Genomic DNA, 26,021 nt, shown 5'->3' with positions numbered 1-26,021 from the left:
GACCGACGTGCCTGCTGCCACCCCCGCCACGCTGAGATTTTCCACCGACAAGCGCGAACTCGACGTCGACGCGATCTTCGACTTCCTGCATCGCGACGCGTACTGGTCGCAGGGTATTCCACGCGACGTGGTGGAGAAGGCGATCGAGGGTTCCCTTTGTTTCGGCGCGTATATCGGCGACCGGCTCGTCGGCTTCGCGCGCCTCGTGACCGATCACGCGACGTTCGCGTACCTGTGCGACGTGTTCGTGCTGCCTGCCGAACGCGGCAACGGCTACGGCCGCGCGCTGATCGACCACGTGTTCGCGCAGGAGATGGTGCAGGGCCTGCGCCGCATCATGCTCGTGACGTCCGATGCGCACGAGCTGTACCGGCCGGTCGGCTTCGGGGCGTGCGCGAACCCCGAACGCGTGATGGAGATCCGCCGCCCGGACATCTACGCGAAACGCTGACGCGCGGCGCAGCGCATACAATACGCGCTTTCCGTTTTTGCCGAAGAGAAACCGATCATGACCGAACAGGAAGCCGAACAGCTCGCGACGCATCGCCATTACAAGGGCGGGCTGTATCGCTACATCGGCGTTGCCCGCCATTCCGAAACCGAGGAATCGGTGGTCGTGTACGAACACCTGTGGCCGCATGCGCGCGGGCTGTGGGTGCGCCCGGAAGCGATGTTCAACGGGAACCTCGAAGACGGCACGCCGCGTTTCCGCAAGCTGCGCGACTGATCATCGGCCGGTCGCGTAAGCCGGCCTTGCGGGCCGGCTGCGCGAGCCGAATGTCGAGCCGAATGCGCGGGTATCAGTCGGCGGCCAGCGCCTTCACCAGTTCCTGCGGTGCGTGCCGGGTCGTGACTTCCGGCGTGCCGTGCCACGCCGCGAGTTTCTTCACCGCCTTCGCGACATCGGCGGCGAGCCCCGTGCCGAACCGCACGCCCGGCTCGACATGCACGGCCTTCAGTTCGAACGTGCGGAGCGTGCGATGCGCCTTCGCGTCGACGCGCCCGACCAGCCGGCCGCGATGGAGCACCGGCAGGCAGAAATAGCCATAACGCCGCTTGTGCTCGGGCGTATAGCATTCGATCGTGTAGTCGAAACCGAATAGCGTCGATGCACGCCGCCGGTCCCATACGACCGGGTCGAACGGCGACAGCAGCGTCGTGACCGTCGAGCGCAGCGTGTCGGCCTCGGCGGCCGGCAGCAACGCTACGAGCGAGCGATGCACGTAGGCCGGCTCCTTCCAGTCGTCGATCGCCACCGGGATCAGGTCGCCCGCGTCGGCGAGCTGCTCGAGCTCCGCGCGGTACGAGCGGCGCGGCAGCCGATAGTAGTCGGCCACCCAGTCCGCGCGCACGACGCCGAGTGCACGGCACGTGTAGTCGAGCAGCGCGGGCAGCACGGCTTCGCGCGGCGGCAGGTCGCGCGTGTCGTCCCAGCCGGGCAGCACGCGCTCGCGCACGTCGTACACGCGCTGGAAATTGCGGCGTTCCGACACCATCAGGTCGCCCGTCGTGAACAGCACTTCCAGGTGGCGCTTCTCGGGCTTGCGATCCCACCAGCCGTTGCCCTTCACGCCATCCTCGCGGACGAAATCCGCCGACTTCACCGGGCCTTCTTCGCGAATCCGCGCGAGCAGCCGTTCGATCTCGGGACGATTCTGTTCATGCCATTCCGCCGCATATTTCCAGCCCATCCCCGACGGATCGAGCATCTTGTAGCGCATCAGGCCGAACTGCTCGGCCGGCAGGAAGCACGCTTCGTGCGACCAGTATTCGAACAGCCGCGCCTCGGCAAGATGTTCGTCGAGCCACTGCGGCGAGAAATCGCCGAGGCGGCTGAACAGCACGAGATACGGGCTGCGCGCGACGACGTGGATGGTATCGATCTGCAGCTGCGCCATCCGGCGGATCGTGTCGAGCACGTCGGCTTTGGTCGCCTTGCGGCGGGGCGGTGTCAGCAGGCCCTGCGCGGCGAGATGCAGGGCGCGGGCGGCGGCGGGCGAGAGCGTAAGCATCGGAGGGGCGGCCGGGAGTGATGGTCGGGAACCACTTTAGCGCGAAAGCGGCGCGCGCGTGCGACGTGCCGATGCAACGTGTCTGACAATGGTTGACAGATACGTTTCGCAAGTTTCCCTATAGTGCAGTTCATGGCGCGACGAAATGTGCGCGCAACGATTCCGCTTCCGACGCACATATGTCCATGGCACGCAGGAAGCGAATCCGGGATTCTCAACCCCCATCGGGAGACCCGGAGCCCTGAGCGGACATCCATGCGGCTGTGCACCGGCCCCGTGTGGATGTCCGCTGATTTTTTTGTTTTTTCCGGTTTGCTTCGCGGGCGGTTTTCCCTGCTGCCCGTTCTGCCCTGTCGCTATTCCCGCTCGTCCGACTGATTGCTACTGGCGCTTGCCGCGCGCGACTTCGTCGCCGGCGCCGGGCGGCAGCCGCCGCGTGATCGGAATCGACGCGAACGAGCACAGCCCGACCACCAGGAACGCGGGCCAGAAATCCGACCACACCATCTTCTGATGACCCTGCAGCCAGTGCGAAACGTGCAGCACGAGGCCGGCCACCGTCACGCCGAGACCGAGCGACATCTGCTGCACGACGCTGCCGAGGCTGGTCGCGCGGCCCGCGTCGCGCGGCGAGATGTCCGCATAGATCATCGAGTTCAGGCTCGTGAACTGCAGCGCGGGGAAGATGCCGCCGATGAGCACGATCAGCCAGATCGCCCAGGTCGCCATGCCGGGGTGGAACACGCCGTACGCGGCGATCGCGAGCCCCGCGAATGCCGCGTTGTAGATCAGTACCGTGCGGAAGCCGAAGCGGCGCAGCGTATGGGTGGCCGTCGAGCGGCTCATCGCGCCGCCGAACGCGGACGCGCACGTGATGAGCCCCGAATGGAACGCGCTCATGCCGAGCCCTTCCTGCAGCGCGAGCGGCAGCAGGAACGGCACCGCGCCGAGGCCGATGCGGAACAGCGACCCGCCGACGACGCTCGCGTGATACGTCGGGATCTTGAGGAAGCTGAGGTCGAGCACCGGGCGTTCCTTGCGGCGCGCGTACGGCACGTAGAGCGCGAGCAGGACGGTGCCGGTCACGCACATGGCGAGGGCGTTCGAGCGCGACGTGAGCGCACCGTCGATCAGCGTGAGGCCCATCAGCAGCAGTGCGGCGCCGCTGGCCGACAGCAGGAATCCGAACCAGTCGAGCGGGCCCGGGTCGGGCTCGTGCGTGTTCGCGATGTGCTTGCTCGCGAGGTAGATCCCGTAGATGCCGATCGGCACGTTGATGAAGAAGATCATCCGCCAGTGCAGGTAGGTCGTGATGAAGCCGCCGACGAGCGGCCCGACCGTGGGCCCGAACAGCGCGGGAATCGCGAGGTAGTTCATCGCGCGCACGAGATCCGAGCGCGGCACGGCGCGGAAAATGATGATGCGGCCGACGGGCACCATCATCGCGCCGCCGACGCCCTGGATGAAGCGTGCGAACGTGAGCACGCCGAGAGAATTGGATGCCGCGCACATCAGCGAGCCGACGACGAAGATGCCGATCGCGGTGCGGAACACGGAGCGCGCGCTGAAGCGGTCGGCCAACCAGCCGCAGATCGGAATGAACACGCCGAGCCCGACCACGTAGGCCGTGATCGCAATGTTCAACGTGACGGGGCTGTGCCCGAAGTCCCTCGCCATCGCGGGCAGGGCGGTGACGATGATGTTCGCGTCGACGCTTTCCATGAACAACGCACAGGCAACGATGAGCGGTGCTAGAAAGACGGGCGACATGGGCTGGGCGCGCGGTAAAGACGCCATTATGCCCACAATGTGACCGTTGAGTCACGTACGACAACAGATGTTCCGCATAGTGCAACAGTCGTTCTTTTCGCGGGCGGCGCGGAAAGAACGACCGCGCAAACGCCGCGCATGCATCGCGTTTGTGCACCGCACGCGTCGGGATCGCGTCCACGCGACGCAGGTCGCCTGCGCGAGCCGCGCGAATCGAAACTTGCTTGATGTGCACGTTTCGTGCGACAGTCAGGCCCACTCGCAACACAAAACGACGCGCATCGATCGAGGGCCATCGAGACGAGCGCGCGCGCGAACGAGACCTCGTGCCGACCCACTCACCATCGAAAGGAGGGGACACGTCATGACGTCACGTCGTGCCGCATCGATTGCATCCCGCGTCTCAACGCGCATCCCAACGCGCTTCTCAACCCGTTTCTCAACCCGCTTTCCGCTCCGTCGCTCACCGCCGCTCGGGCGCGCCGCGCCGCGTCTTCGCTGGGCCGCCGCACTGGCCGTCGCGTATCTCGCCGTGGCCGGCTGCGCAGCGCAGGCCGACAACGCGAACCGGGCCGCCGCGCAGGCGGTCGATCAGTCGGCGGCGCCCGCGACGGCCGCGGTTGCCGGCCCCGCGTCGGGCACGTTGCTGCCGCCGCCGAGCCAGCTCTACGGCGACCTGTTCGTCGCCGTGCAGACCGCGCAGATCTATCCCGACCAGAAGACCTTCGTCGACGCGACGCCCGACAGCGATCCCGCGATGATCGTACAGTTGTATCAGCAACAGAAATCGCAGCCGGGCTTCTCGCTGAAGGCGTTCGTCGGCCAGCATTTCACGCCGCCCCCGGAAGGCGGCGTCACGCCACCGCCGAACCAGACGCTGCGCCAGCACATCGACTGGCTGTGGCCGCAGCTCACGCGCACGAGCACGACGGTGCCGCCCTACAGTTCGCTGATTCCGCTGCCGAAGCCGTATGTCGTGCCGGGCGGCCGTTTCCGCGAAGGCTACTACTGGGATACCTATTTCACGATGCTCGGGCTGCAGGTGTCGGGCCGCGAGGATCTCGTCGACGACATGCTCGACAACTTCGCCCATCTGATCGACACGATCGGGCACATCCCGAACGGCAACCGTACGTACTATGCGAGCCGCTCGCAGCCGCCGTTCTTCGCCTATATGGTCACGCTTGCCGCACAGGCCGAAGGCGACAAGGTCTACCAGAAATATCTGCCGGAACTGCGCAAGGAGCACGCGTACTGGATGCAGGGCGAAACCACGACGCCACGCGGGCAGGCCGCGCGCAATGTGGTCGCGATGCCCGACGGCGCGGTGCTGAACCGCTACTGGGATGCGAGCGATACGCCGCGCGACGAGTCGTATCTCGAGGACGTGACGACCGCGAAGTCGGTGCCGGGGCGTCCGGCGAACGAGGTGTACCGCGACCTGCGCGCGGGTGCCGAAAGCGGCTGGGACTACAGCTCGCGCTGGTTCGGCGACGGCAAGACGCTCGCGACGATCCGCACGACGTCGATCGTGCCGGTCGACCTGAACAGCCTGATGTTCCATCTCGAGACGACGATCGTGAAGGGCTGCGCGCTCACGCGCGACGTGGCCTGCGTGACCGATTTTTCCGGGCGCGCGGCGCGGCGTGCGGCCGCGATCAACCGCTATCTGTGGAACCGTCGCGGTTACTACGGCGACTACGACTGGCAGTTGCGCAAGCCGCGCGACGCCGTGACGGCCGCCGCGCTGTATCCGTTGTTCGCGGGCGTTGCGTGGCCCGAGCGCGCGAAGGCGACCGCGCGCGAGGTGCGCAAGACGCTGCTGCAGCCGGGCGGCCTCGCGACGACCACCGAGAACACGGGGCAGCAGTGGGACGCGCCGAACGGCTGGGCGCCGTTGCAGTGGATCGCGATCGACGGGCTGCGGCGCTATGGCGAACCGGCGCTCGCGAAAGACATCGGCACGCGTTTCCTGTCCGACGTGAAGCACGTGTATGCGACCGAAGGCAAGCTCGTCGAGAAGTACGTGGTCGAAGGCGCCGGCACGGGCGGTGGAGGCGGCGGCGAATATCCGCTGCAGGACGGCTTCGGCTGGACCAACGGCGTCACGCTGAAACTGCTCGGGCTGTACGGCGAGTGACGCGCGGCACGGGCCGCGCGCTTGCACCGCGAGAGCACGCACGGGCCGTCCGGCCCGTGTCTGCATCCGGCGTGCGTCAGAACACGATCGTCGTGCGCACGCCGACCACCGTTTCGTCCCCGATGCGCGCACCGGCCGCGTTCGGGTTCGGGATGCCGCCGCCCGGACGGAAGAAGTGCTGCAGGTCGGCCTGCAACTGCCACCACGGCGTGACCTGGTACTGGTAGGTTGCCTCGACGACCGTTTCCGCGCGGCGTACCGGATAGCCGGGTGTCGTGTATGCGCCGGTGTCGCCGTCGAGGCCGCGCGCATGCGAGCCGATCTTCGTGTAGCCGACCGCGAGACCCGCGACGTCGTTGTCGCGTCCCTTGAACGGCGCCTTCAGCGTCACGCCTGCATTGGCGGCGAAATCGACGGTATTGCGATCGCCCGGCGCGCCCATCACGCGCGCGAACACGCCCACCGAGCGCGGGCTGTCCGGCGACGGCCGCCACACCATCTGGTCCGCGACCGCATAGAAACTGTAGTTGCCGCGATGCGTGGCCGGCATGCCGTTGCTCGCCGGATTCGCGAGCGACAGGCCGTCGGTGCCGTAACGCGGATCGTTCGCATGCTGCGACTGATACCAGAAGCCGAGCTTGTACGTACCCGGCAGGCCGGCCGGCTGCGGCGCCTTCGGATCGGCGGGCGGCGCGTTCAGCGCATATTGCACTTCGCCGATCACGAACGCGCCGCTGCGCAGGTTGAAGTTGGTGCCGTGCGCGTTCAGCACCTGCGCATCGCCGTCGGTGCGGCCGGCCGGGTTGCCGTCGAACACGCCGACCATCGCGGTCCACGCATCGGCGGGCTTCACGCGCAGCCGCACGCCGAGCGACGACATCGGATACGCGGGGCCGCCGGCCGGCAGATCGGCCGACGGCAGCACGGGCCAGCCGAACGTGGCGTTCATGAAGGCCGACGCGTTCTGGCTCACCATGAATTCCTGGTCGACGCTCTGCTGGCCGACCTTCACGTCGACCTTGCCGTCGAGCAGCGACTGCTGGTACCAGAGCTCCCACAGACGCGTGATCGAATTCGCCTCGATACCGGTCGCGGTCTGCAGCGTCTGCAGATAACGTTGCGTGAGGTTGGTGCCGTGAATCTGCAGCGCCGACACGTTGAACGTGCCGCCCGGCAGGCCGATCGCCTTGCCGGTGTCGACGTCGAAGCCGAATTGCGTGAGCCCCTGGTAGGCGCCGCCGCGACCCGTGCCGCCCGACGTGTTGTACAGGTACTCGCTGGTCTCCTGCAGGTTCAGCGTGATGCCGTGATCGCCGAGCACGTCGCGCAGGCCGCCCATGTTGCCGAGCAGGTTCGAGCGTTCCCAAAGGCCGACGGGAGCGGGCGCGGCAGCATCGGCGGCCTGTTGTGCGGGAGCGGCGGCGTCACTGGCGCCGGCCGCCGGTTCGGCCGCGGCCGGCGGCGACGATTGCGCGAACGCGGGCGCGGCGGCGAGCGACAGCAGCAGCGCGGCGAGCGCATTGAGGCGGAACGAGCGCGGGACGGGTTCGAGGTAGTTCTTCATGTGGGTTCCGTCGGTGGTTTGATTGGTTACGCTGAAGAAACGAAAACGTGGTGCGGCGAGCTTGACGCGGCGGTACATGGCACATGCCACCGCCGCGCGGGGCGGGGCTTACGGCAGCCAGCCGCCGATACGCCACACCTGCGCGAAGCCGAGGCGCGGCGCGGCGGAGCACAGCAGCGCGACGAGTGCGACCGCGGCCGCCATCACGGCGAACAGCAGGCAGTCGAGCGGGCGGGGCGCTGCCGGTACGTGGGCGAGCGCCGAGCTGCGCCAGTTGCCGAGTGCATGGGCGAGCGGCGAGAGGCCGGAAACGAACGAGCGGTCGCATGCGACATGCACGATGCGCTTGAGCCTGACCGCGAGCGATTGAAGAAACATGACACTGCCTCCGTCCGGTCCGGCGGAGGCCGGACGACGTGATCGAGCGCGGGCGCGTGACGCGGCCTGCGATCGGAGGGTGGAACGTAACGGAGCGTGCAACGGACGAACCGGCGATGGCCGGCCCGGAAGGAAGCGCGCTAACCCGACGAATGCGAGCTAGCGGCGTAAGACATGCGTCTGGCTGCTATCTCGCGATGGCTTGGCCGGCCTGGACCGGCGTCGAACTGCAACTAGAGCATGTGTCCACGGAGGGACTCCTGTGATGAATTGCGGCGGATTGTATTCGCGTCGTTTGCTGCAGCGCAAGTAAAAAACGCATGAAACGCGCCGTGTGTGGCGGATGCGTCGCCGTGGAGCGCGAGGGTGCGAGGCCGGCACGACGAAGCGACGGCCGGGTGCCGCGCCGTTGTTCGCACACATCGGATCGTGACCGTGACATGACGCGCTGAAAGGTTTCGGCACGTCAATTCAAGGGCAATTCTTTCAGTGCCGCGAAGACGGAAATTTATTTCGGGAAATGGGGTTCGGCGGGGTTGACTTCACTTTCGGGCGGTCCATAGAATCCGGCATCTTCACTCTTGGGGCCGCCGCCTTGGACGCCTGCAGTAGTCGATCTTCGAACGAAATTTCCGCCTGAGCGACCGACGTCCGCGCCTCATCGAAGCCGCCGTTTGTCCCCCGGGCAAACGGTGCGCGCAGCAGTATTCCGCAGCAAATTCCTACGTGCACCCTGATTCGCGCCGGTTAGCGTGATGCGTTTTCGCATGCGCTGCCCGGTTTCACCGCCGCCTGGCAGGCGGCCGCGTTCGCGCACGCCTTTCCCTGGCGCGCGAATGCCGGCCCGCACGCCTGACGGCGGTCAACCGTGTTCTCCGGAACACCGCACAGGAGCCGCCATGAACGACAGTGACAGTTGTCCCTTATGCCCGTTGCACGCACAGACCCTTTTGAACCCGGGTCGCAGGGACAATCCGGCCGACTAGCCTGACACGTCGTTCAGGCGCCGGACTGGCCCCGCGCCCACCACGCGGCCGGCACGCTTGCCGTCGCCGCACGGAGCCAGACCATGAACTTCGGCCTTCTGCTGTCGAATCTCCCGCACGTCACGGAATCGCGCAACGACTACGACGCGATGCTGATGCTCGACGCCCGTCCGCGGGTGTTCTCCCGCCTGTTGAACCGGCTGAAATCGCTGATCCGCTGAAAGACGCGCCGAGCGCGCCTCGGCATGCGCACGCGCGGCCGCCATCGGGCGGTCGCCCCGCGCGCATCCCAAGGTCGCACGCTCGCCAGATAACCATTAGCCGTACGGAACACATCATGTCCACGCCATCCAACGTTTCTCCACCGATCGCCGTCGAACGCGCCGCCGTGCTCGACGAGGCCCACCTTGGCGACATCCGCGGCGCGCTCGGTACGATCGCGCATCACGACACCGGCACGCGCGGCTCGTGGTGGGCGCGCCTGCGCACGCTGCTCGCGATCATCGGCCCGGGCCTCATCGTGATGGTCGGCGACAACGACGCCGGCGCCTTCGGCACCTACACGCAGGCCGGCCAGAACTACGGCACGACGCTGCTGTGGACGCTGCTGCTGCTCGTGCCCGTGCTGTACGTGAACCAGGAAATGGTGCTGCGCCTCGGCGCGGTGACGGGCGTCGGGCATGCACGGCTGATCTTCGAGCGCTTCGGCAAGTTCTGGGGCGCGTTCAGCGTGATCGACCTGTTCCTGCTCAATGCGCTCACCATCGTCACCGAGTTCATCGGCATCACGTTCGTGCTGGATTTCTTCGGGCTGCCGAAGGTCGCCGGCGTGTGCGTGGCCGCGGCGCTGACCATGGCCGCGGTGAGTACCGGGGATTTCAGGCGATTCGAGCGGTTCGCGATCGGGCTGTGCGTGCTGAGCCTGCTGCTCGTGCCGGTGCTCGTGTCGATCCATCCGCCCGTCGCGCAGATGACGCGCGATTTCTTCGTGCCGAACTGGCCCGCGCACGCGAAGCTGTCGGACGTGATGCTGCTCGTGATCGGCATCGTCGGCACGACCGTCGCGCCGTGGCAGCTGTTCTTCCAGCAGAGCTACGTGATCGACAAGCGCATCACGCCGCGCTTCATGAAATATGAAAAGGCCGACCTGTGGATCGGCATCGTGTTCGTGCTGATCGGTGCGGTCGCCATGATCGGTTTCAGCGCCGCGCTGTTCAACGGGCATCCGGAAGCCGGCAACTTCACCGACGCGGGCGGCATCATCGCGGGCCTCGAGAAGTATGCCGGCCGCACGAGCGCAACGCTGTTCGCGGTGGCGCTGCTCGACGCGTGCATCATCGGCGCGGCGGCCGTGTCGCTGTCGACGGCCTATGCGATCGGCGACGTGTTCAAGATCCGCCACTCGCTGCACCGCGGCGTGTCCGACGCGAAGGGTTTCTATCTCGTGTATTTCGGCATCGTCGCGGCCGCGGCCACGCTCGTGCTGATTCCGGGCAGCCCGCTCGGCCTGCTGACGGAAGCGGTGCAGACGCTCGCGGGCGTGCTGCTGCCGAGCGCGACGGTGTTCCTGCTGGTGCTGTGCAACGACCGTCAGGTGCTCGGCCCGTGGGTCAACTCGACGAAGCTCAACGTGTTCACCGGTGCGGTGATCTGGGTGCTCGTGCTGCTGTCGATCATCCTCACTGCGTCGGTGATGTATCCGGATATCAGCGGCGAAGCGATCATCGACGTGCTGGTCGGCGGCACCGTGCTCGCGATCACGGGTTATATCGCGACGGTATTGATCCGTCGCAACAAGCGCGTGATCGAACCGGCCGTCGATCGCACGTTGCGCGACACGTGGCGCATGCCGCCGCTCGATACGCTCGAGCCGCAGAACATGACGCTGGCGACGCGAATCTGGATGGCCGTGCTGCGCGGCTATCTCGTGATCGCGGTCGGTCTCGTGATCGTCAAGGTGGTGCAGATGACGCTGCTGAAGTAACGCAGGCCGTCTGCCCGGAAGCGGCGCCGGGCCCGGCACCGCGCCGCAACCCGCACATGCCGGCCTTCGTGGCCGGCATGTGCGTTTACGCGCTTGCTTGCGGCACGTCGCACGCGTTGCGCGACGGTCAGATCAATTCGAGCTTCGACGTCAGGTACGTGAGCTGGATCCGGTTCGCGACGCCGAAGCGCTTGCGCAGCTTGCGCAGGTGATAGTCGACGTTGTGCGCGCTGGTGTCGAGGCGCCGGCCGATCTCCTTGTCGGATGCGCCTTCGGCAATGCCGAGCAGCAGTTCCTGCTCGAACGGCGTGAGCCCGTTCACCGCGCGCTCGCGCGAGGTCGAGATCAACTGCGGCGACGCGAACTTGTGTACCGACAGTCCGATCGACAGCGCCTGCTCGATCGTCGCCGGCGTGATCCATTCGCGCGTGCGGCGCGGCGCGGTGAAGCTCATGAACGCATGCAGCCGCGTGCCGGGCACGGCCATCGAATACATGATGCCGCTGCACATCCCGTCGTCCTGCATCGTCTGCAGGAAGCCGTCGAGCGCGGCCGGCGACGCGCGCGGGCCGGCGTCGCGCTCGCGGTGTTCGCGGCGCAACTGCTGCAGGTCCCACACGATCGGCATGTTGCATACGCGTGCGCCGAGCGTGCGCGGATCGACGTCGTGATGTTGGTGGCGCACGTAGTCGCCGCGATAGGTGGACGGCGTGAATGCTTCGTGCAGATAGAGACTTTCTACCCGCTCGTGCGCGAATTCGAGCGCGAAGTACGCGAACGTCGAGAAGCCCGTCAGGTGCAGCAGGCTTGCGACGATCCGGCTGCGCTCGGCCGTGCTCTGCGCGTGCGCGAGCGTATCGGCCACGCCGAGTTTCGGCGCGTGCGGCTGCGTGACGTCGCCGCGTTTCACGTCGTCGCACCAGACGACCTGCACGGGGCGCTCCCGCAGCACGTCGGGGCACGCGCCCGGCCCGTGCGACGGGTGGGGAAAGGTTGAGGCGACCGCTTCTTCATGCAATGCAATGTCGGACATGTGCCATCCCTCGGAATCGACGCATAACGCCTGGCGGCGGCCGTATCGTGTATGGCCGTCGCGGCGGTGCGATCGAGCATCGGTGTGATATGCGCGGATCGTCATCCATGACGCAGCGCGGGGCATTGTACAAAAACGCTTGTGTACGCGTAATATGCCGTAATACTAATGGCGGCGGAAGATTCCTATTCGCACGCAAATAACGAAGACCAGAAAATCCATCGAGACAAGACCAGATCGTGACGGGGCGCAGGTTCATATATTGGGAAAGGGCGGGCTCCTCATGACATACGCTGACGGCGCACCACGCGTCGAGTGGTTTTCGCAGGCCGATATTGCAACGGCCGCGGCTTATTCGAATGAATATCAGGCAATCGGGCACGACGTTTTTACCGGCGCGCAAATCGAATTCGGTAAAACCGACCCGGCTTTGGCCGATTTCGCGTTATGCCATGCGCGCTTGCGGCAAATCGGTTTCAGCACGCTCGGTTACGGGGCTTTCGAAATGATCGGGCGGCGCATCCTGTGCGCGCACCTGCTTCGCGACCTCGCTCCCGCGACGTTCATGCAGCCGTTTTTCGAGGGCATGCTCTACGAGAGCGACCCGCGGTTCGCGCAGGTGCGGCAGAGCGGCTTTCCGGTTGCGTGGCAGCTCGACGAGATCGAGGCGGCCGCGCAGGGCAGCGGCGACCGCAAGATGCTGGCGCTCGCCGGCCATCTGCGTGCGCACGCGATGAACAGCGGCGTGCTGTTCGGCCTGTCGGCGCCGCGCCTCGACCTGCGTGTCGCGGTGAACGTGACGTCGGAGACGCACGGCACCGAATGGATCGACGATCGCGTGATCGGCGGTGCGCTGTCGGTCAGCCTCGCGGTGCATCGTGTCGCGCTGCCGTTCCTCGAGGCACGCATCGCGCGCATGCGCGGCTTCGCGCTCGGCGACGAGCAACTACAGGTGCTCGACCGTCTCGTGCATGGTCTGTCCGACCAGGAGATCGCGAGTGCACTGCGCACGTCGCTGCACAAGGTCGGCCACCATATCCGCTCGCTCGAAAAACTCTTCAACGTGCAGAACCGCGCGCAGCTCGCATACCTGGCGGCCCGCCGGCTACCGTCCTGACGTCGCGCGTCCGCCGCGTTCGTCCCCGTTTTTTCCGTGACCGATGAACGTCGGGCCGGCCCGCGCGTCGCCGGCCCGACGGGCCGCTGCGGCCGCGCGCGCCGACGCGCTCCGCACACGATGCTTGACAGCGTTTTTTTCGAGTGATTGGCGAGTTCACCTATGAATTATTGCTGATTTATTTCTTCGTAATATGGCCCGATCGTCACGCCGGACGGCGGGCCGCGAGGTTGCGCCGTGCGTGACGGAACTGGTCAACAGGGGCGGACAAATCAATGTGCGGAATCGACGGCTTTTTGAATAGCGTCGCCTGCGATGAGGAGACAGCGCGCGGCACACTCGCGCGCATGACGGCGAGCCTTGCGCATCGCGGGCCGGACGGGCAGGGGATCTGGGTCGACCCGGAGGCCGGCATCGCGCTCGGCCACCGGCGGCTCGCGATCGTCGACCTGTCGGTACACGGCCGACAGCCGATGGCATCCGCGTGCGGTCGCTACGTCATGGTCTTCAACGGCGAAATCTACAACCATCGCGAACTGCGCGCGGAGCTCGAGCGCGCGGGGCGCGCACCGGCGTGGCGCGGCCACTCCGACAGCGAGGTGCTGATCGCGGCGATCGTCGCGTGGGGTGTCGACGCGACGCTGCGGCGCGCGACCGGCATGTTTGCGTTCGCGCTGTGGAATCGGGCATCGCGGGTGCTGACGCTCGCGCGAGACCGGATCGGCGAAAAACCGCTCTACTACGGCCGGATCGGCGACGCGCTCGTGTTCGCGTCCGAACTGAAGGCGCTGCGCGGTTATCCGGGCTTCGACGGCGCGATCGATCGCGATGCGCTGTGCCTGTACCTGCGCCAGTCGAGCGTGCCCGCGCCGCATACGATCTATCGCGGCATCCACAAGCTGCCGCCCGGCACGTATATCCAGTTCGAGCATGCGCGCGACACGCCGCGCCTGCGTGCGTACTGGACGCTCGAACAGGTGATCGAGGACGGTCGCGCGCAGCCGTTCGAGGGCAGTGCCGACGAAGCGGTCGGCCAGCTCGACGCGGTCCTGCGCCAGGCCGTCGCGCGGCAGATGGAAGCCGACGTGCCGCTCGGCGCGTTCCTGTCCGGCGGCATCGATTCGTCGACGATCGTCGCGCTGATGCAGGCGCAATCGTCGACACCGGTCGATACGTTCACGATCGGCTTCCATGAGGCCGGCTACGACGAGGCCGGTTATGCAAAGGCCGTCGCGCGCCATCTCGGCACGCGCCATACCGAGCTCTACGTCACGGCCGACCACGCGCTCGGCGTCGTGCCGAAGCTGCCGTCGATCTACGACGAGCCGTTTTCCGATGCGTCGCAGATCCCGACCTTTCTCGTGTCGGAGCTGACGCGCCGGCACGTGAAGGTGAGCCTGTCCGGCGACGGCGGCGACGAGCTGTTCGGCGGCTATACGCGCTATTTCCTGACGCCGCGCCTGTGGCGCAAGCTGCATCGCGTGCCGGGCGCCGTGCGCGCGCGGATCGCCGCCGCGCTGCATGCGTTGCGGCCCGATCACGCGGATCAGCTTGCGGCCGTCGCGCAGGGGGCGTGGGGCGGCGTGGAGGCACGCGAATCGGCGGCGCGCATCGGCGATCGCCTGCACAAGCTCGGCCACGTGATGACCGCCGAGAGCCGCATCGGGCTGTACCGGCTGCTGATGTCGTCGGTGCATCATCCCGAGCGCCTCGCGCTGTCGGGGCAGGAGCCGGCGACGCCGCTCGACACCGTATCCGCGTGGCCCGCGCACCTGAGCTTCGCCGAGCAGGCGATGGCGATCGACACGCTCACGTACCTGCCGACCGACATCCTCGCGAAAGTCGATCGCGCGGCGATGGCGGTGAGCCTCGAAACGCGCATGCCGTTCCTCGATCATCACGTCGTCGAATTCGCGTGGCGCGTGCCGGCGCACGTGCGCTTGCCGGAAGGGCAATCGAAGGCGCTGCTGCGCCGGCTGCTCGACCGCTACGTGCCGTCCGCGCTGATCGACCGGCCGAAGCAGGGCTTCTGCGCGCCCGTCGATCACTGGCTGCGCGGCGCGCTGCGCGACTGGGCCGAGGCGCTGCTGCGGCCGTCGCGGTTGCGCGAGGAAGGCTATTTCGATGCGGACGCGGTCGAACGTCTGTGGCGGCAGCACGTGACCGGCCGGATGAACTGGCAGCACCAGCTGTGGACGGTGCTGATGTTCCAGGCGTGGCTGGAGGCGCAACGCGCCGCATGAGGCGGCGCGTTGCGCGTCGTTACTGATCGAGGCAGCGCATGCAGCGCCGCTTCGCGTCGTTCGAGTGGAGGCCGCGACACATCGTCATCACGGGCCGGGCATGGCACGAAGGCGGATCGGCGGAGGCCCCCGGCGAAGCTTGCCGGCGCACGCGATCGGGCGGCGTGGTTGCAGCGGCATCCATCCGGCGCTGGCGTGCGGGCGGCGTGTCGCGACCGGCGCTGCCGTCATCCGGATCGCCCGGCGTCATCGACGCGGCGTGAAGCGTGGTGTCGTTCGCCGCGTGCGCAACGGGCGGCGCGGTGCACACGAGTGCGACCAGCGCGGCCAACGCGCAAAGGCAGGCGACGGCGATTCGCGAATCGCGCATCTTCATGATCGTTCCGTTCGTTCCGGGCCGGCGGCGCGGAGGGCGCGCGGCTACCGGGTCGATTGTAGGGACGGCGAGGGTCGTGTGTCACGCCGGATTCCGTAGTCGCGGGCATCGGCGGGGGCACGAGCGGACGCGACGACGCGTGACGAAGCGCGGTGTCGTGCGGCCGCCGGCGCCCAAAAGCGACCGCCGCCCGGAGGCGGCGGTCGGGTCGCGACTGGCTGGCGGGCCGGGCGGCGTGCGGGCCGCGCCCGACGGGCGTGCCGCGAAGCGCTGCGGATCGGCGCAGCGCGGTGGGGGGAGCTTGGCAGGCGAGCCGCATGCATGCGGCTCGCGGGTAAATCGTCAGGCGTAGTCGGCGGCCATCACGGCTTGCGGTGTCGCGCGCAGGATCGGCGCGGCTTCGTGGCGCTCGACGTGCGTCATCGCCGCACCGAACAGCACCAGGCGATAGCCGACCGCATAGATCGGAATGATCCGCAGGTTCTTGTCGTGATCGAGTTGCAGCTTCGAGCGGATACGCGAGATATGGGTGTCGAGCGTGCGCGACGACACGCCGAGTTCACGGCCCCACACGGCTTCCTGGATTGCCTGCCGCGGCACGATCTTGTTCATGTTGTCGAGCAGGAATTCGACGACGTCGAATTCACGCGGCGTGACGTCGACGATCTTGTTGTCGATTTCGATCGTGCGGCGCACGAAGTTGATTTTTATGTTGTCGATGTACAGGTATTTGCAATCCATGGTGGCCCTCGCATGTCCATAAAGGAGTGTTTGCGGGTCCTGTGCTGCAACTTCCGGGCCAGGGAAGGGATCGTCGTGTCACGACAGGGGGCGGCACCCGAGCGGACGGCACTCTGGCCTTGAATTTAAAAGAATTTTCAAGGAGCGGCGTGCCGCGGGTAGGGAAAGGGTCAGAGCAAAGGTGAAGGATTGTTACGTAGCATCGGCGGGCGACGTTACGGGCGTTACGTCTGACGTAACGCGGGGGGAGCCGGGGGCAACATGTGCGCGATCCGGATCGGCGGCAGGGGATGGGAACACGACATCGAACCCTACATCGAACCCTACACGGTTCGATGGAAAATCAATATAAATCAGTGACATAAGTGACTATAATTGCCGACATCGAACCCTACATGAAACCCTACACGGAAGCATGACGACCGTCGCCACCTTTGAGCCTTTGTTTCCCGAAGATCGCGTACTCGATCCGCTGCTCGAGCAGGCCGCCGAACTCGTCGATTCGTCGCAGCGGTTGCTTGCCGTGCGCGGTACCCCGCTGGCGACTGCGCTCGTGCCGCAACTCCGCGCGATGAATTCGTACTACACGAACAAGATCGAAGGCCAGCACACCACGCCGGCCAAGATCGAGGCGGCGCTGCATCGGGATTATTCGACCGATATCGTCGAACGCCGGAAGCAGCTCTTCGCGGTGGCGCATATCGCGACGGAAACAGCGCTCGAGGAGGAGTGGCGAGCGCTTCCGGTCGCCGCGCTGTTTGAACCGGCGCGAATCGCGGCTATTCACGATCGCTTCTTTTCCTGCCTGCGTGACGATGAACGATTGACCGGCGACGGGGATATCGTTGTCCCGGGCGAATTTCGTCGATCGGATGTGACGGTGGGGCGTCATTTGGCGCCGGAACCCGAAATGATCGAACCGTTGCTTCAGGCCTGGGCGACTCGTTATGCCCGCATTCGCGCCAGGGAATACCAACTGATCGGCATTGCCTGTTCGCATCATCGTCTCGCGTGGGTGCACCCGTTCATGGACGGCAACGGTCGCGTCGCACGCTTGCATTCGCATCTCGGATTGCGCGCGGCCGATCTGACCCACGGTCTCTGGTCGCCGCTTCGAGGGCTGGCGCGAGAGCATGAGCAGTATTACGCCAGGCTGAGCGAAGCCGATCAGACACGGCGCAACGATCTGGACGGCCGGGGCAATCTATCCCAGGAAGGACTGGTCAGGTTTGCGCGTTTTTTTCTCGACTGCTGTCAGGACCAGGTCGGGTTTATGGTGCATATGACCCAGTTCGACGGGGTGACGGGAAGGCTGCTGGATTTGCTGAGATTTCTGGAGGCCAATCCGTGGAAGATCCGCTCGGAAAAATCCGTTATCAAAGCGGAAGCCGCGGCGCTCGCGATGGAGTTCGTCGCGCTGCGCCGAACCGTCACGCGTGCGGAATTTGCGCAGATGCTGGGTGTCAGCGACGTACTGGCGCGCAGGATCGTTCGATCGCTGCTGGATTGCGGTCTGCTGACTTCGCCTTCGCATCGCGGCGAGCTTTCGTTCGGATTGCCGCTGAGCAGCCTCCGGTTTCTGTTTCCGAGGCTTTGGCCGGAAGTCGAGCAGGAGTAAGGGGGGCGGACGGGCCGCGCGAGGTCGGGCGGCGTCGGCTCGAACAAGCACGACATTCCCGCGATGCATTGAAAACGCCGGCCGCAGGGCGTCTCCGCCCCGCGGCCGGCGTGTCGCCCCGCCGTCAAGCCTTCGCGCTATCCGCCGAATCGAACGGCAGCACGTAATGCCGCTTGCCCGTTGCCGCGAAGATCGCGTTCGCGACCGCGGGCCCGACCGGCGCGACGCCCGGCTCACCGACCCCGGTCGGCGCTTCGGCCGACGGCACGATATGCACCTCGACCTTCGGCATCTCCGCGATGCGCAGCACGTGGTAGCCGTCGAAGTTGCGCTGTTCGACCTGGCCGTCCTTCAGCGTGATCGCGCTGTGCATCACCGCGCCGAGCCCGAAGCCGATGCCGCCCTCCATCTGCGCGGCGACGATGTCGGGATTGATCGCGATCCCGCAATCGACCGCGCACACCACGCGCTCGACCTTCACCTTGCCGTCCGCATCGACCGACACTTCGGCCACCTGCGCGACATAGCTCTTGAACGCCTCGGCGACGGCGATCCCGCGCCCGCGGCCCTTCGGCAGCGGCTTGGCCGGATCCCAGCCGGCCTTCTGCGCGGCCAGGTCCAGCACCGCGCGCATGCGGGGCTCCTTCACGAGCAGGTCGCGGCGGAATGCGTACGGATCCTTGCCCGCCGTGTGCGCGGCTTCGTCGATGAACGCCTCGACGGCATACGCGGTGTGCGAGCTGCCGACCACGCGCCACCACAGCACGGGCAGGCCCACCTTGGTGGTGGTGAGTTCGACCGACACGTTCGGCACCGCGTACGGCAGGTTCGCCGCGCCCTCGACCGAGGTGGCGTCGATGCCGTTCTTGACCATGAACGCTTCGAACGGCGTGCCGGCGAGAATCGACTGCCCGACGATCCGGTGGCGCCAGCCGACCAGCTTGCCGTCCTCAGTCAGCCCCGCGTCGAGCTTGTGGAAGTACATCGGCCGGTAGAAGCCGCCCTGGATGTCGTCCTCGCGCGTCCATTGCAGCTTGACGGGCTTGCCGTCGGCGCCGAGCGCCTTCGCGATCGACACGGCCTCGACCACGTAGTCGGACCACGCGTTCGCGCGCCGGCCGAAGCTGCCGCCCGCGTACAGCGTGTGGATCTGCACCTGTTCGGGCTTCAGGCCGGCCGTCCTGGCCGCGTTGGCCTGGTCGACCGTCTGGAACTGGTCGCCGGCCCAGATTTCGCAGCTGTCCGCCGTCAGCTTGACGACCGCGTCGAGCGGCTCCATCGGCGCGTGCGCGAGATACGGGAATTCGTACGTCGCGCCGATCTTGCGCGCGGCGCCCGCGATCGCCGCATCGGCATCGCCGTCCTTGCGCGCCGACGTGCCCGGCTTGTCGGCGAGCTGCCGGTATTCGCGCATGATCTCGTCGGAGCCGCGCTTTTCGGCGTGCGCTTCGTCCCATTCGACCTTCAGCGCGTCGCGACCCTGTTTCGCGGCCCAGAAGCCGGTTCCGACGACCGCGATGCCGCCCGGCACCTGCACGACCGACACGACACCCGGCACGGCCCTGGCGGCCGTCACGTCGAACGATTTCACCGTGGCGCCGAAGCGCGGCGGGCGCTGCAGCAGCGCGACCCGCATCCCGGGGAAGGTCGTGTCGACCGTGAAATGCGCGGTGCCGTTCGATTTCGGCGACGCGTCGACGCGCGGAATCCGATGGCCGATCAGCTTGAAATCGGCCGGCTGCTTCAGCACGACCTTGTCCGGCACCGGCAGCTTCGACGCATCGGCGACGAGCGTGCCGTACGCGGCCTTCTTGCCGCTCTTCGCGTGCGTGACGACGCCGTTGGCGGTCGTCAGCTCGCCGGCCGGAACCTTCCAGCGGGCCGCCGCGGCCGACACCAGCATCGCGCGGGCCTTGCCGCCCGCTTCGCGCAGTTGCTGCCACGAGTTCGCCATCGCCGAGCTGCCGCCCGTGCCCTGCATCGTGCCGAACGCGAGGTTCGCGTAGCGTTTCGCATCGGCCGGCGCGCTTTCGACGCGCACGGTCGACCAGTCGGCATCGAGCTCCTCGGCGACGATCGTCGCGATGCCCGTATACGCACCCTGGCCCATTTCGACGTGCTTCGCGATGACCGTGACGGCGCCGTCGGGCGTGATGCGCAGGAACGCATTCGGCGCGAAGTCCGCGGCGGGCGCGGTCGCGGCCAGCGCGCGGCGGCCGAGCCCGGCCCATTCGAAGCCGATGGTCAGGCTGACGGCGGCCGCGGCACCCGCGGCCTTCAGGAACGTGCGGCGCGACGGACGCACCGACCCGGTGTTGTCGAGTTCGATCGTCATGGTCAGGCTCCCAGCGTCGCGGCCGCGTCGTGGATCGCCGCCCGGATGCGGGCGTAGGTCGCACAGCGGCACAGGTTGCCGTTCATCGCGGCGTCGATGTCCGCGTCGGTCGGCTTCGGGTTCTGTTCGAGCAGCGCGGTGGCCGACATGATCTGGCCGGACTGGCAGTAGCCGCACTGCGGCACCTGCAGCTTGACCCAGGCGGCCTGCACGGCCTGCGCGGGCTTGCTCTGCAGTCCTTCGATCGTGGTGATGTGCTTGCCCGCGATGCCGGCGAGCGGCAGCACGCACGAGCGGACGGCCTGGCCTTCGAGATGTACCGTGCACGCGCCGCACTGCGCCATGCCGCAGCCGAACTTCGTGCCGGTGAGTCCCGCGTGTTCGCGAATCGCCCAGAGGACGGGCATCGACGGATCGGCGTCGAGCGTGACGTTCTTGCCGTTCAGGACAAACGAGGTTGGCATTTTGATTGTCTCCGTGGGGAAAACCCGGCATGCGCCCGGTTAGCGGGCAGTGTGCGCGAGGCGCCGGTTTTTGCGTCTACCCAATCCTGCAAATTTATTGAACAATCCTGCAAATCCCCGGCAGGCTCCGGGCGGTTTCGCTATGCTCCCGCGACATGGGGAAATCTATCGAGGAAGTGTCATGGACATGACCGATATCGTGACGTCGCGCGAATCCGGGCGGCGCGAGCTGGCGACGCTGATCGGCCGTTTCGCGCCGGCGGACGGCTCGCATTCGACGGCCGTGCCGGGCCTGATGCTGCACCGGCATTCGCGGCCGGTCGATCTCGGCTGCGGCGTGTCGCGCGCGGCGCTCGTGATCGCCGCGCAGGGCGCGAAGCGCGTGATCGTCGCCGGCCAGGCTTACGAGTACGACACGCAGAATTGCCTGATTACATCGATCGACTTGCCGATCCTGTCGCGCGTGACGCACGCGTCGCCGGAAGCGCCTTACCTGTGCCTGTCGCTGACGCTCGATCCGCAGCGCATCGTCGAGCTCGCGGCCGAGATGCGGCTGCCCGAACCCGACGCGGGCCCCGAAGGCGAGGGGATCGCGCTCGCCGAGCTCACGCCGCCGCTGCTCGATGCCGCGCTGCGCCTGACGCGGCTGCTCGATACGCCGGCCGACATTCCGGTCGTCGCGCCGCTGATCGAAAAGGAACTGCTGTACCGGCTGATGACGAGCGGGCAGGGCACGCGGCTGCGGCACATGGCGATCGCGGGCAGCCAGACGCACCGGATCGCGCGCGCGATCGAATGGCTCCGCGATCACTTCGCGGAGCCGATGCGCGTCGAGTCGCTCGCGCAGGCGGTCAACATGAGCGTGTCGTCGCTGCACCACCATTTCAAGCACGTGACGACGCTGAGCCCGCTGCAGTACCAGAAGCAGCTGCGGCTGCACGAGGCGCGGCGGCTGTTGCTGCGGCAGGGCGGCGATGTCGGGTCGGTGGCGGCCGTCGTCGGCTACGAAAGCGCGTCGCAGTTCAGCCGCGAATACAGCCGGCTGTTCGGCGCGCCGCCGATGCGCGACGTCGTGCAGCTGCGGAAGAAGGAACTGCTCGGCTGACGGCCGGCAGCCGGCGCGCGGCCGGTTGCCGGTGACCTCATTTCATCGGGCAACCACCGTCGTCTGCAGGAACGTCGGCGCGATCCGCCAGTCCGGCACGTAATGCGCCGGCCACGCGCCCGGCGTATCGACCGCGTTGAAATACACGACCGCCTTCAGCAGCGGATAGCGCCACAGCGACCGCTGGAGTTCGTCGAGTGCCTTGCGCTTGCGCGAACCGGACCCGTCGACGCCGAGCTCCGTGATCATCACCGGCAGCCCGTAATCGGTCACCCGCTCGTATTTGGTCCGCAGGATGCTCGCGGCGGACGCATGGCCGCCGGCCGGCCAGGTCGCGCAGCGCGGACAGTCGAACACGGACAGGCCGATGGCGTCCACATAACCGCGGCCCGGAAAATAGTCGTCGAGGTTCCGGTTGCCGGCCGGCGACCACACGAAGCGGAGCTGGTCGGTCATCGTGCGGCACGTGGTCACGACGCGCCGGTACGCATCCACGTAGGCCGGCGCATCGCCGATGGCCCACGGATAGCGCCCGGTGTCGGCCTCCATCTCGTGGCCCCAGCGCACGAACACGGGGCCCTTCAACGCGGCGAGCGCCGAGCAGGTGGCCGCGATCTGCGCGTCGTAGCGCCCGTGCGCGATATCCGCGAGCAGCGCGCCCGGGCGCGTGTCGCCCGCCGCCCAGGGCTCGACGGTCAGCATCAGCGAGCGGTTCCGTGCCTGCGCATTCCGGTAGGCTGCGTCGATTTCCGCGCGGATGTCGGGCGCGTTCCACGACACGAACACATGGTCGAACGCGAGATCCCGGTTGGTCGCGAGCGTGTTGTCGGGATCGTAAGCGCCGAGTTCGGGCTGCTTCACCGGCTCGCCCGGCGCGGGCGCGACCACGGCCGGCAGGCCCGAGCGCCACATCATCGCCTGCCAGCCTTTCGGCGCGCGCAGCCCGATGCCCGCGAGCAGCATCGCGAGCGCGAACACGAACAGCGCGTTGCGCACGGGCAGGCGGCTGAAGAACATCTGCCGGAACGCCGACCATTCGAGCCCTTGCTCCCTGCCGTGATTCACCGCGACGACGGCCGCGATCACGAGATACAGGATGCTCGTCAGTGTCGAGAACAGATAGAAGCCCGCAGCATTGCGCGGGTTCTCGACCGTGACGACGGGCAGGCTGCAGAACAGCGAGATCAGCAGGTACGGCGCGACCACGCGCAGCGGCGCGTCCTGTTCGATCGTGCCGCCCTTCGGCGTGACCTTGAACGGAAATTCCTTGCCGCGCACGAAGTCGAACACCGCCGACGCGCAGCCGAGCACGACCCACGGCCAGCGCGCGAACACGAACGACAGCCCTTCCCACGACAGCAGCTTCGTATTCAGCGGGCGGCACGACTGGGTCGAACGCGTGGCCCAGGTCACGACGCACAGGAGCAGCACGGCCAGCGGCAGCGCGTAGGTGAGGTACGTGAGGTAGTCGACGTGCGCCCACACGCGGCCGGTGAGCAGCGCGACGACCGGAATCACGACGCCGCCGGCCATCGCGAGCGCGCACAGCGGGTACCACAGCTGGCAGAACAGGAACTGCGCCTTCAGCTTCAGCGGCAGCCCCGTGAAATAGTGGCGCGTGTAGCGCAGCATGATGATCATCACGCTCTTGGACCACTGGAACTCCTGCGTGGCGAGGTCGCCGAACGTGCGCGGTCCTTCGCCGTTCGCGATCGCGTTCAGCGCGTGCATGCCGCGCCAGCCCTTCGAATTGAAGATCATCGTGGTCGAGTGATCCTCGGCGAGCTCGGGCCCGAGCCCGCCGATCTCGCGCAGCGCACGGCAGCGCACCGCATAGTGCGAGCCGATGCACAGCGGCGCGAGCCCGCCCGCATAACCGGCCTGCATCGTGCCGTGCAGCGGCCCCTCGACGTTCACGCGCCCGCGTGCGCTCCAGCTCCCGGCCGCGTTGCTGTCGCAGATGCTCGGTGCCGACACGTAGCCCACTTCCGGATCGACGAACGGCCGCAGCATCTCCTCGAGATAGGTGCGGGTCGGCACGTGGTCGGCGTCGAGCTGCGACACGAAATCGTAGTTGTCGTAGCCGACCATGTCGTAGAAGTACGCGAGATTGCCTTCCTTGCATCTGGTACGGCGCGGCCAGTTCGCGCGGTGGTACGCGGCGATGCCGCGCCGCGTCGACACGAATACACCGTGCTCGCGGCACCAGTCGAGCGTCTCGGGCGACGGGTCTTCATCCGCGAGCCACGTATCGTGCGGGTAGGTCTGGTCGAGCATCGCGAGCAGCGTCGTGCGGACGATGTCGAACGGCTCCGACGGCGCCTTGGTGACGACCATCGCGACGCGCCAGTCGCGCGGCACCGGCAGCGCGGGGTTCGGCACGACCGCCGAGCGGATGATGAAGATGAAGTAGCCGGGAATGAAGGTGGTCCAGAACAGCACGAAGCAGTTGACGCCGAAGCGGAATGCGTCGACGTAGTGCTCGTCGCGCAGCCACCAGCGCCAGAAGATGCCCAGCGCGACGAACCAGCACAGCGCGAGGATGTGGAAGACGATCCTGGTCCCGCTGTCCATCAACGGGACGACGAGCGGGACGTCTGCCTGCTGCGAGGCGGTGCGAACGGCCTCGGTGTCGGTTTCGTTGGTATCGGCGGTATCGGCGGTATCGGCGGTATCCGGCACGGAGCCGCCGGCAAGCGACGCGACCAGCTTCTTCATGGTGTTCTCCCGTCAAGGTCAGATCATCAGTCTTGAAGCAGGCCGCGTTGCGGCCGGGTGTCCTCGCTGGCGTGCTGTTGTTCCGGTTCCGGGGCCGCCGGCGTGCGTTCGCCGCACGAGCGGCCCACGCGTTCGTAGCGGCGAAAGCCGCTGTCGACGGCCAGCCGTTCGCTGAACAGGTTGCGCATGTCGAGCATCACGGGATCGGCCATGTGATCCGCGAGGTCGGCGAGATCGAGTGCCTCGAACGCCTTCCATTCGGTCATCACGACGACGGCGTCCGCGCTGCGCACCGCGTCGATCGCGGAACCCTCCATGAATACCTGCGGCAGCAGCCGCGACGCTTCGTGCGGACGCGCCGGGTCGTACGCGCGGATATGCGCGCCCGCGCCGACGAGCAGCTGGATCACGTCGATGCTCGGGCTTTCGCGCACGTCGTCGGTCTGGCCTTTGAACGTGAGGCCGAGCACCGCGATGCGCTTGTCCTTGATCGAGCCGCCGCAGGCCTTCTCGATGCGGCGCAGGATCTGCTCCTTGCGCAGCGCGTTCGATTCGATCGCCGCGCTGACGATGCGCAGCGGCACCGCGTGTTCGGACGCCGTCGCCTTCAGCGCGCGCGTGTCCTTCGGAAAGCACGAGCCGCCCCAGCCGGGGCCGGCCTTCAGGAACGATGCGCCGATGCGGCGGTCGAGGCCCATCCCGTTCGCGACCAGTTCGACATCGGCGCCGACCGCTTCGCACAGGTCCGAGATCTCGTTGATGTAGCTGATCTTCACCGCGAGGAACGCATTCGCCGCGTATTTCACGAGTTCGGCCGTTTCGATCTCGGTCGCGAGCACGAGGTGGCCCGTCGCTTCGAGCGGCGCATAGATGGCCTTCATGATCTCGATCGCGCGCGGATGCTCGGCGCCGAACACGACGCGGTCCGGATGCATGAAATCGTCGATCGCCGAGCCTTCGCGCAGGAATTCCGGATTCGATGCGATCGCCGCGTCGACACCTGCCGGCGCGTGGCGTTCGACGATCTGCTTGACGACCCGGTTGGTGCCGACCGGCACCGTCGACTTCGTGACGACGACTGCGAAACCGGTCAGGTTCGACGCGATCTCGCGCGCGGCTGCCTCGACGTACTGCAGGTCTGCCTGGTCGGTGCCCGGCAGCGTCGGCGTGCCGACCGCGATGAATACCGCGTCGCGGTCGCACACGCTCGCCGCGAGGTCGCTGCTGAAGCGCAGCGTGCCGCGTTCGACGTTGCGTGCGACGAGTGCGTCGAGGCCCGGTTCGTAGATCGGCATGAGGCCTTCGTTCAGCGCGTCGATCTTGCCGCGATTGTTGTCGATGCAGACGACGTCATGCCCGAGATCCGCAAAGCACGCGCCGCTCACCAGCCCGACGTAACCGGTGCCGACGATGGCGATCCGCACATTCATGGTGATT

Annotated in this window: 19 protein-coding genes and 1 pseudogene; 9 read left to right on the top strand and 11 right to left on the bottom strand. The window is 67.0% G+C overall.

Annotation, left to right across the window (positions count from 1 at the left end; all coding sequences use genetic code 11):
• Window positions 1-7: 7 nt before the first annotated feature.
• Together VK92_RS43015 and VK92_RS43010 are read left to right on the top strand one after the other, a co-directional pair.
• Window positions 8-451, top strand: coding sequence for a GNAT family N-acetyltransferase (locus VK92_RS43015; protein WP_021162985.1), 444 nt, complete (start codon window positions 8-10; stop codon window positions 449-451).
• A 57-nt stretch (window positions 452-508) separates the two neighbouring features.
• Window positions 509-727: a DUF1653 domain-containing protein gene (locus tag VK92_RS43010; protein ID WP_006480837.1), complete on the top strand. Its 219-nt coding sequence runs from the start codon at window positions 509-511 to the stop codon at window positions 725-727.
• Window positions 728-800: 73 nt separating this feature from the next.
• Here the strand turns inward: VK92_RS43010 and VK92_RS19105 are convergent, their stop codons facing one another.
• Both VK92_RS19105 and VK92_RS19100 read right to left on the bottom strand, forming a co-directional pair.
• The gene (locus tag VK92_RS19105) at window positions 801-2,012 is read right to left on the bottom strand and encodes a winged helix-turn-helix domain-containing protein (protein ID WP_048023245.1); all 1,212 of its coding nucleotides are present in this window, start codon (window positions 2,010-2,012) and stop codon (window positions 801-803) included.
• Window positions 2,013-2,393: 381 nt separating this feature from the next.
• The gene (locus VK92_RS19100) at window positions 2,394-3,782 is read right to left on the bottom strand and encodes an MFS transporter (RefSeq protein ID WP_048023244.1); all 1,389 of its coding nucleotides are present in this window, start codon (window positions 3,780-3,782) and stop codon (window positions 2,394-2,396) included.
• A gap of 364 nt (window positions 3,783-4,146) precedes the next feature.
• Between VK92_RS19100 and treA the strand changes: the two genes are divergently transcribed.
• Complete coding sequence (treA, locus tag VK92_RS19095) at window positions 4,147-5,922, top strand: alpha,alpha-trehalase TreA (RefSeq protein ID WP_082160851.1); 1,776 nt, start codon at window positions 4,147-4,149, stop codon at window positions 5,920-5,922.
• Between the two features lie 76 nt (window positions 5,923-5,998).
• Here treA and VK92_RS19090 read toward each other — a convergent pair whose 3' ends face one another.
• Window positions 5,999-7,486: a carbohydrate porin gene (locus VK92_RS19090; RefSeq protein ID WP_048023242.1), complete on the bottom strand. Its 1,488-nt coding sequence runs from the start codon at window positions 7,484-7,486 to the stop codon at window positions 5,999-6,001.
• A gap of 108 nt (window positions 7,487-7,594) precedes the next feature.
• Complete coding sequence (locus tag VK92_RS19085) at window positions 7,595-7,864, bottom strand: hypothetical protein (protein ID WP_027789529.1); 270 nt, start codon at window positions 7,862-7,864, stop codon at window positions 7,595-7,597.
• Window positions 7,865-8,933: 1,069 nt separating this feature from the next.
• Between VK92_RS19085 and VK92_RS42530 the strand changes: the two genes are divergently transcribed.
• Both VK92_RS42530 and VK92_RS19080 read left to right on the top strand, forming a co-directional pair.
• Window positions 8,934-9,071: a hypothetical protein gene (locus tag VK92_RS42530; protein ID WP_165589126.1), complete on the top strand. Its 138-nt coding sequence runs from the start codon at window positions 8,934-8,936 to the stop codon at window positions 9,069-9,071.
• A 116-nt stretch (window positions 9,072-9,187) separates the two neighbouring features.
• On the top strand, window positions 9,188-10,834 hold the full coding sequence (locus tag VK92_RS19080; protein ID WP_048023240.1) for an Nramp family divalent metal transporter: 1,647 nt from the start codon (window positions 9,188-9,190) through the stop codon (window positions 10,832-10,834).
• Between the two features lie 127 nt (window positions 10,835-10,961).
• Here the strand turns inward: VK92_RS19080 and VK92_RS19075 are convergent, their stop codons facing one another.
• A complete protein-coding gene (locus tag VK92_RS19075) occupies window positions 10,962-11,867 on the bottom strand; it encodes a helix-turn-helix transcriptional regulator (RefSeq protein ID WP_042977528.1) in 906 nt (301 codons plus the stop codon).
• Between the two features lie 283 nt (window positions 11,868-12,150).
• Between VK92_RS19075 and VK92_RS19070 the strand changes: the two genes are divergently transcribed.
• A complete protein-coding gene (locus tag VK92_RS19070) occupies window positions 12,151-12,984 on the top strand; it encodes a helix-turn-helix transcriptional regulator (RefSeq protein WP_042977513.1) in 834 nt (277 codons plus the stop codon).
• A 275-nt stretch (window positions 12,985-13,259) separates the two neighbouring features.
• The gene (gene asnB / locus VK92_RS19065; RefSeq protein WP_048023239.1) at window positions 13,260-15,227 is read left to right on the top strand and encodes an asparagine synthase (glutamine-hydrolyzing); all 1,968 of its coding nucleotides are present in this window, start codon (window positions 13,260-13,262) and stop codon (window positions 15,225-15,227) included.
• Window positions 15,228-15,246: 19 nt separating this feature from the next.
• Here the strand turns inward: asnB and VK92_RS40275 are convergent.
• Window positions 15,247-15,438: pseudogene (locus VK92_RS40275) on the bottom strand (lytic transglycosylase); the annotation flags it as partial.
• A gap of 507 nt (window positions 15,439-15,945) precedes the next feature.
• Entirely contained in the window at window positions 15,946-16,344 is a 399-nt protein-coding gene (locus tag VK92_RS19055) for a winged helix-turn-helix domain-containing protein (RefSeq protein WP_021162972.1), read from the bottom strand.
• A gap of 415 nt (window positions 16,345-16,759) precedes the next feature.
• On the opposite strand from VK92_RS19055, the gene VK92_RS19050 reads away from it, so the two are divergent.
• Window positions 16,760-17,962, top strand: a complete 1,203-nt coding sequence (locus VK92_RS19050; RefSeq protein WP_048023235.1) for a Fic family protein — start codon at window positions 16,760-16,762, stop codon at window positions 17,960-17,962.
• Between the two features lie 124 nt (window positions 17,963-18,086).
• Here VK92_RS19050 and VK92_RS19045 read toward each other — a convergent pair whose 3' ends face one another.
• Both VK92_RS19045 and VK92_RS19040 read right to left on the bottom strand, forming a co-directional pair.
• The gene (locus VK92_RS19045; RefSeq protein WP_048023233.1) at window positions 18,087-20,297 is read right to left on the bottom strand and encodes a xanthine dehydrogenase family protein molybdopterin-binding subunit; all 2,211 of its coding nucleotides are present in this window, start codon (window positions 20,295-20,297) and stop codon (window positions 18,087-18,089) included.
• A gap of 2 nt (window positions 20,298-20,299) precedes the next feature.
• Entirely contained in the window at window positions 20,300-20,761 is a 462-nt protein-coding gene (locus VK92_RS19040; RefSeq protein ID WP_021162969.1) for a (2Fe-2S)-binding protein, read from the bottom strand.
• A gap of 181 nt (window positions 20,762-20,942) precedes the next feature.
• Here VK92_RS19040 and VK92_RS19035 point away from each other — a divergent pair, with 181 nt between their 5' ends.
• Window positions 20,943-21,866: an AraC family transcriptional regulator gene (locus VK92_RS19035; protein ID WP_027789521.1), complete on the top strand. Its 924-nt coding sequence runs from the start codon at window positions 20,943-20,945 to the stop codon at window positions 21,864-21,866.
• Window positions 21,867-21,908: 42 nt separating this feature from the next.
• Here VK92_RS19035 and VK92_RS19030 read toward each other — a convergent pair whose 3' ends face one another.
• Together VK92_RS19030 and VK92_RS19025 are read right to left on the bottom strand one after the other, a co-directional pair.
• Complete coding sequence (locus VK92_RS19030) at window positions 21,909-24,584, bottom strand: glycosyltransferase (RefSeq protein WP_048023232.1); 2,676 nt, start codon at window positions 24,582-24,584, stop codon at window positions 21,909-21,911.
• Between the two features lie 26 nt (window positions 24,585-24,610).
• Window positions 24,611-26,014, bottom strand: a complete 1,404-nt coding sequence (locus VK92_RS19025) for a UDP-glucose dehydrogenase family protein (RefSeq protein WP_048023231.1) — start codon at window positions 26,012-26,014, stop codon at window positions 24,611-24,613.
• Window positions 26,015-26,021: the final 7 nt, after the last annotated feature.

Origin of the sequence: Burkholderia sp. LK4, from assembly GCF_001043615.1 — a bacterium.
In the GTDB taxonomy this organism is placed as follows: domain Bacteria; phylum Pseudomonadota; class Gammaproteobacteria; order Burkholderiales; family Burkholderiaceae; genus Burkholderia; species Burkholderia cepacia.
This window is presented reverse-complemented; position numbering and strand designations above follow the sequence as displayed.

What these genes read in the sequence shown, in the direction of transcription:
- VK92_RS43010 (WP_006480837.1), top strand. Translation starts at nt 509, where the DNA reads ATGACCGAACAGGAAGCCGAACAGCTCGCGACGCATCGCCATTACAAG.
- VK92_RS19105 (WP_048023245.1), bottom strand. Translation starts at nt 2,012, where the DNA reads ATGCTTACGCTCTCGCCCGCCGCCGCCCGCGCCCTGCATCTCGCCGCG.
- VK92_RS19100 (WP_048023244.1), bottom strand. Translation starts at nt 3,782, where the DNA reads ATGTCGCCCGTCTTTCTAGCACCGCTCATCGTTGCCTGTGCGTTGTTC.
- treA (WP_082160851.1), top strand. Translation starts at nt 4,147, where the DNA reads ATGACGTCACGTCGTGCCGCATCGATTGCATCCCGCGTCTCAACGCGC.
- VK92_RS19090 (WP_048023242.1), bottom strand. Translation starts at nt 7,486, where the DNA reads ATGAAGAACTACCTCGAACCCGTCCCGCGCTCGTTCCGCCTCAATGCG.
- VK92_RS19085 (WP_027789529.1), bottom strand. Translation starts at nt 7,864, where the DNA reads ATGTTTCTTCAATCGCTCGCGGTCAGGCTCAAGCGCATCGTGCATGTC.
- VK92_RS42530 (WP_165589126.1), top strand. Translation starts at nt 8,934, where the DNA reads ATGAACTTCGGCCTTCTGCTGTCGAATCTCCCGCACGTCACGGAATCG.
- VK92_RS19080 (WP_048023240.1), top strand. Translation starts at nt 9,188, where the DNA reads ATGTCCACGCCATCCAACGTTTCTCCACCGATCGCCGTCGAACGCGCC.
- VK92_RS19075 (WP_042977528.1), bottom strand. Translation starts at nt 11,867, where the DNA reads ATGTCCGACATTGCATTGCATGAAGAAGCGGTCGCCTCAACCTTTCCC.
- VK92_RS19070 (WP_042977513.1), top strand. Translation starts at nt 12,151, where the DNA reads ATGACATACGCTGACGGCGCACCACGCGTCGAGTGGTTTTCGCAGGCC.
- asnB (WP_048023239.1), top strand. Translation starts at nt 13,260, where the DNA reads ATGTGCGGAATCGACGGCTTTTTGAATAGCGTCGCCTGCGATGAGGAG.
- VK92_RS19055 (WP_021162972.1), bottom strand. Translation starts at nt 16,344, where the DNA reads ATGGATTGCAAATACCTGTACATCGACAACATAAAAATCAACTTCGTG.
- VK92_RS19050 (WP_048023235.1), top strand. Translation starts at nt 16,760, where the DNA reads ATGACGACCGTCGCCACCTTTGAGCCTTTGTTTCCCGAAGATCGCGTA.
- VK92_RS19045 (WP_048023233.1), bottom strand. Translation starts at nt 20,297, where the DNA reads ATGACGATCGAACTCGACAACACCGGGTCGGTGCGTCCGTCGCGCCGC.
- VK92_RS19040 (WP_021162969.1), bottom strand. Translation starts at nt 20,761, where the DNA reads ATGCCAACCTCGTTTGTCCTGAACGGCAAGAACGTCACGCTCGACGCC.
- VK92_RS19035 (WP_027789521.1), top strand. Translation starts at nt 20,943, where the DNA reads ATGGACATGACCGATATCGTGACGTCGCGCGAATCCGGGCGGCGCGAG.
- VK92_RS19030 (WP_048023232.1), bottom strand. Translation starts at nt 24,584, where the DNA reads ATGAAGAAGCTGGTCGCGTCGCTTGCCGGCGGCTCCGTGCCGGATACC.
- VK92_RS19025 (WP_048023231.1), bottom strand. Translation starts at nt 26,014, where the DNA reads ATGAATGTGCGGATCGCCATCGTCGGCACCGGTTACGTCGGGCTGGTG.